Source organism: Methylobacterium sp. J-043 (assembly GCF_022829505.1).
GTDB lineage: Bacteria > Pseudomonadota > Alphaproteobacteria > Rhizobiales > Beijerinckiaceae > Methylobacterium > Methylobacterium extorquens_A.
Genome location: NZ_JAKSYB010000017.1, coordinates 2,501 through 7,602 on the forward strand (window position 1 = coordinate 2,501; position 5,102 = coordinate 7,602).

5 protein-coding genes and 1 tRNA gene are annotated in these 5,102 nt (G+C 62.8%); all 6 read left to right on the forward strand.

Annotated elements, in window-relative coordinates:
* Window positions 1-188 precede the first annotated feature (188 nt).
* The 6 genes from MKK50_RS00945 to MKK50_RS00970 all read left to right on the forward strand — a co-directional run bounded on the left by MKK50_RS00945 (window position 189) and on the right by MKK50_RS00970 (window position 5,003).
* The gene (locus tag MKK50_RS00945) at window positions 189-599 is read left to right on the forward strand and encodes a YeeE/YedE family protein (RefSeq protein ID WP_253373688.1); all 411 of its coding nucleotides are present in this window, start codon (window positions 189-191) and stop codon (window positions 597-599) included.
* Complete coding sequence (locus MKK50_RS00950; RefSeq protein ID WP_499019735.1) at window positions 596-1,054, forward strand: DUF6691 family protein; 459 nt, start codon at window positions 596-598, stop codon at window positions 1,052-1,054. The genes MKK50_RS00945 and MKK50_RS00950 overlap by 4 nt, the downstream gene beginning before the upstream one ends.
* 372 nt (window positions 1,055-1,426) lie before the next feature.
* Window positions 1,427-1,503 (forward strand) — tRNA-Arg (locus MKK50_RS00955).
* 290 nt (window positions 1,504-1,793) lie between these two features.
* Window positions 1,794-2,120, forward strand: coding sequence for a helix-turn-helix domain-containing protein (locus MKK50_RS00960; RefSeq protein ID WP_499019738.1), 327 nt, complete (start codon window positions 1,794-1,796; stop codon window positions 2,118-2,120).
* A gap of 1,121 nt (window positions 2,121-3,241) precedes the next feature.
* Window positions 3,242-4,210 (forward strand): Hint domain-containing protein, encoded by a 969-nt coding sequence (locus MKK50_RS00965; protein WP_499019741.1) that lies wholly within the window; start codon window positions 3,242-3,244, stop codon window positions 4,208-4,210.
* Between the two features lie 124 nt (window positions 4,211-4,334).
* Window positions 4,335-5,003, forward strand: a complete 669-nt coding sequence (locus tag MKK50_RS00970) for a Hint domain-containing protein (RefSeq protein ID WP_499019743.1) — start codon at window positions 4,335-4,337, stop codon at window positions 5,001-5,003.
* Window positions 5,004-5,102: the final 99 nt, after the last annotated feature.

Sequence of the window (5,102 nt, forward strand, 5' to 3'; positions counted from 1 at the left end):
AGCTGTCGTGAAGCGCCGACGCGGTGCTTGGCCACGAGGTGCTATCCCCTCCCTTTCTTGGGTCTCGGCCGCCTCCATGCAGGCATGATGGAGGATGGCCCCCGATCGCTGTACAGACGGGAGAGTCCTTTCGGTGCGCCACCGGCTATCGGTGCAGCTGCACCGTTCGGACAGATCGGAGAACCGGCATGCTCGTTTCCCTTGGGGGTGGTGCGTTGATCGGCGCCGCCGCAGCACTTCTGCTCCTCGCCAACGGTCGCATTGCCGGCATCAGTGGCATCCTCGGCGGTCTACTCGAGCCGTCCGGCCGTAACTTCGGTTGGCGGGTCGTCTTCTTGATCGGTCTGCTGCTCGGGCCGGTCTTGTTTCGGCTGGGGGCGGGGCATTGGCCGGAGGTACAGGTCGATGCGCCGTGGTCGCTGCTCGTGACCGCCGGTCTTCTCGTTGGCTACGGCACGCGGCTCGGCTCCGGATGCACCAGCGGTCATGGCGTTTGCGGCCTTGCACGGCTTTCAGCGCGCTCCGTCGTTGCAGTGGCCACCTTCATGGCAACGGCGATCATCACCGTCTTCCTGCTCCGGCACGGAGTCGCACGATGAGCGTCTTCCGCCTCGCGGCCGCGCTGGCGAGCGGCCTGCTCTTCGGCTTCGGCCTTGCTCTGTCAGGCATGATGAATCCCGAGAAAGTGCTGGGCTTTCTCGATTTTGCGGGGGAGTGGGACCCGGACCTCGCTTTCGTCCTCGCGGGGGCGGTCGGCATTTCTGCGATGGGCTATGGGCTCAAGGCGCGGATGGTAGAGCCGTTGCTCGCCCCCCGCTTCGAGGTACCGACCAATCCAAAGCCCGATGCCCGCCTTGTCGGCGGCGCCGCACTGTTCGGCATCGGCTGGGGGCTCGCGGGCTTCTGCCCGGGCCCAGCCCTCAGCAGCCTCGTCCTTGGCCTGCCCCAAGTTGCCCTGTTCGTTGCGGCCATGCTCATCGGCATGCTGCTCCACCGTTTCACGGTCGGTCGCCGGCCGGTGTCACGCGACGCCCGACCGTCGCTCGGGCGATGAAGCCGGTGCCCCGCGAAGGCGGCGCGGCGGGAACTGAACCGCCCCGTCGGATCGGACTTTGCTGCGTAGGCCATGATGCGCTGACAGCCACTTACGCTTGAACGCCCGTGCTGCAATCTGGCGACCGCATCCGCGTTGGACGGAAGCAGAACTCCTTTTACGAGCGACGTGGTGGCACCGCATTGTAGTGAGCGCTCAAGCACTTCGTTTGCCCGATCCTTGGCCGTCGGCCGTTGGTCGAGGATGATGGGTGCTTCGCTCAGACGTGAGCTGGGGACTTGAACCGTCCGGACCTTCTCGAAGGGGAAATTGCCGATCAGGGAGAGGCTTGACCCCGCCTTGGTCCCGTGCCTTTTGGCCCCGTGGCACCCAGACTCCGTAGCTCAGCTGGATAGAGCAGCCGCCTTCTAAGCGGCAGGTCGTAGGTTCGAGCCCTACCGGGGTCGCCAGAAATTCCGCCCGCCAGTCAATGACTTGGCGGGTTTTTCATTGGCCTTGGCCGGCAAAATGCAGCTGACACAGGCCACAACGCGAGTTCGTCTTCTACGATGGGTTACGATCATCGCTGACCGGCAGCGAGTTGCTCCGTGCAGGACGGGAGCAACTCGGTTAACGGCTGACATGCCCTGGGACTGATCTCCGCACCGTGACGTGAAGCGGTGCCAACAGAGCGCATGAACGCTTGCCAGACGCCAGCGCCAGGCATCGCTGATCGCGTATAGATCAAGGCGCAGCGTGATTGCTCCGCTTCACAGCGTATCGTGAAAGCGAGAGGGCCCCGCTCAAGAGCTACCTCTACGCCCTGCTCGAAGCCGACGGAGGCGCGATGACGTACATCCGCAACCGGCGCCTTGCGCGGGCCATGCGGATGCTGTCCGGCTTCGAGGTAGGGCCGCCCCGCGTCTCCGGCGTGGCCTACGCCTGCAGCTACGAGAGCCTGAAAGGCTTCAGCAAGGCCTTCCACACCCTCTACGGCGTGAACCCGCGCGATGTCGGAGTGGGCCGGCGGGTCGATGCCCACCGGGAGAGTGGCGAGACACTGATGTTCTGGATGAAAAACTCCTGAGATGCGCGGCCCGGAGATCGGTCACGCGACCGAGGGCCATTCCGCCGCTCCGGTGTGGGGCCGATGTCGGAGGGGGCAGGCACGACGCGCCGGGCCTCGGCCGTCATGTTGCCCGGACGCATCCTGCACCCGCTAGGCGAGGAATGCGCCTGCCGCTTCCTGTCATCGGGCGGCGTGATCTGCACCCCGTCATCGAGAAGGACGTCTCTGTCCGCTCTCGGGTCGTTTGCCACGTCGAGGGACCTGGCGTCGTCGATGCGACGGTCGACCGCGTTTCGAGTGACGGCCTTCGGATGTCTTTGCAAGGTTCGCAGAACCGCAAGGCTCGCCTCCCGATGCAGCTCGCTTGGCATCGGGCAAGGCTAAACGGCAAGTGGACACGCGAGGCGCCGACCGGGTTACACCCCTCGACCCGGTCGGCGCGGTCGCCCTGGCGGACGAAACGAATATGTCGGCACGGATTGCGGACCTGTCCGAGACCGGGTCGGCGCTGGCGATGGCGGTCCCACCCCCGATCGGCGCTCCCCTGACCATGGGGCGCCGTCGCGCTCATGCCGTCAGGAGCACGGATGGCGGGGTCGCATCCGGTTGGTGCCGCCACTCCGGCCCGAGGAGGTCATCGCGCATATCCGCCTCTGAGCCCATGCCCGCCAGGCGGGCCGTTGTCGGTCGGCGCGGCCTCAGCGACTTCAGAGATTCCGGAGCCATGCGATCAGCGCCGGCTGAATGTCGAGCCTACCTCGCACCTGCCGGCTGTGACGCAACTTGATCGGGTACGGCTCCGAAAAAGCCCCCGATGAAAAAAAACGCGAAATCGCGTGCGATTTTTTCGGAGCCGTCACACAGGGCTTTCGAAAGCTTAGCCGAAAGGAGCGGGTCATGGCATGCCGACGGTCCTATAGGCTCGAGTGACAGGTCCGCCCCATCGTCCGGGTGCTGTCGAAGGAAATGGCGATTAAATTTTTTGAAATAATCCGGACATATATTTGAATAATTACCTATAATCCAAGTATAAAGTTACATATTACAAAACCCGACGGCATGTTCTGCCGCCATGATGTGTAGCTGGAGGCCTCAAAATGTCGTCTGGACCCGCTCCCTCGGCAACATACAATACCTACGTGGAACTGACTCCGACCGACGCTGCTGCCAGCAGCTTCCGGGTCGGAAACATCATGCGAGAAACCAGCTTCACGATTACCGATGGCGGCAATGGCAATGGCGTTTTGGGTGACACACCCAATGAGTCCGCAGCCATCACATCGGATCCTCCAGGTTTCTTCATTACACCAAGAGATTACACCTATTGGGGAAAATCCTCGGACAACGGGACGATCGTTCGATTCTCCCCGGCCAGAAGCCCAGACGGTTTTGGCTATATCCTGTTCTCGAACGGAACGAGCTATAGCCAGTTTGATGTCGTCCCCAACTCGAGCTTTTCGCAAGAAGCCAATGCTCTCTGCTTCGTATCGGGTACGCGCATCCTGACGACGCGCGGGGCGATCGCCGTAGAAGATCTACAGATCGGCGACACGGCGGTCACCGCCTCCGGCCGGCACCGCCCGATCACGTGGATCGGGCAGCGCCAGCTCGGCAGCGACAGCCGGCCGATGCCCGCCGATCAGGCGCCCGTCCAGATCCGGGCCGGTGCGTTCGGACCCGGCCTGCCCGCGCGCGACCTCTTCCTCTCGCCCGGTCATCCGGTGCTCGTAGGAGCCGATGCCGACGGCCAGGGCGGCGTACTCGTGCCGGTCATGTGTCTGATCAACGGCACCTCCATCGCCCGCACCGATGCGACGAGCGTCGTCTACTGGCACGTCGAACTGGATGCGCACGACATCCTGCTCGCCGAGGGCCTTCCCGCCGAAAGTTTCCTCGACTTCGGCTGCCGGCCGTTTTTCGAGGGTGCCTCCGACTACGCCCTGCACAACCCGGACTTCGTGCCTCCCGGCCTCGCGGGCCGCTGCCGGCCCGTCGCCGTCGACGGCCCCCTCGTCAAGGCCGAGCGCGCCCGCCTCGACGCCCTCTTCGTCCAGGCGCTGGCCGATCATTGCGCTTGGGCCGAGGGCGTCATCCCGACCGCCGCTTAGAACCGACGACAGCTCAAAGGCCACCGAGCTCCTGGAACCGGTCCGCTTCCAAGTGTGCGTCGATCCTTCCTCCGTATCGACGCAAGACGGCATCGACTGAATCAACCGATAAACGGGGCAAACTATGGCATCGACACCTGCACCGACCCAATCTTTCTCCCGACTCTATTCTTTGAGTTCGACGTCCGGTGGCTCCGGTGCCGATCAGATCGCCTCCGCGAGTCCCTCTGGGGGAACTTCAGGCACATTCACCCTGACGGATCTGCCGGCAGCAAGCGGATCCGACAGCCTCAATGTGCTCGGCGATACTCCGAACGACAACATGCAGGTCGTTCAAGACATAAATGGCAGGCAAACGACCTTTACCAATAGGGAATATGTCGGGCAGATTGCGGATGGCAGTGGCGTCGTGGCGCGGGCCTTCTCGGCGGCCAGAGGCGAATACATATACTTTATGTATTCCGATCAGTCTTATGAGCCCGATACACCGATTACATACTCAACTGAGGCCTTCGCTCTCTGCTTCGTATCGAGTACGCGCATCCTGACGACGCGCGGGGCGATCGCTGTAGAAGATCTACAGATCGGCGACACGGCGGTCACCGCCTCCGGCCGGCACCGCCCGATCACGTGGATCGGGCAGCGCCAGCTCGGCAGCGACAGCCGGCCGATGCCCGCCGTGTCGCCGATCTGTAGATCTTCTACAGCGATCGCCCCGCGCGTCGTCAGGATGCGCGTACTCGATACGAAGCAGAGAGCGAAGGCCTCAGTTGAGTATGTAATCGGTGTATAGGGCTCATAAGACTGATCGGAATACATAAAGTATATATATTCCTATAAGTATTATGATCACGATAAACCGATGACATAATCAAATGCGGCCTTATCACTC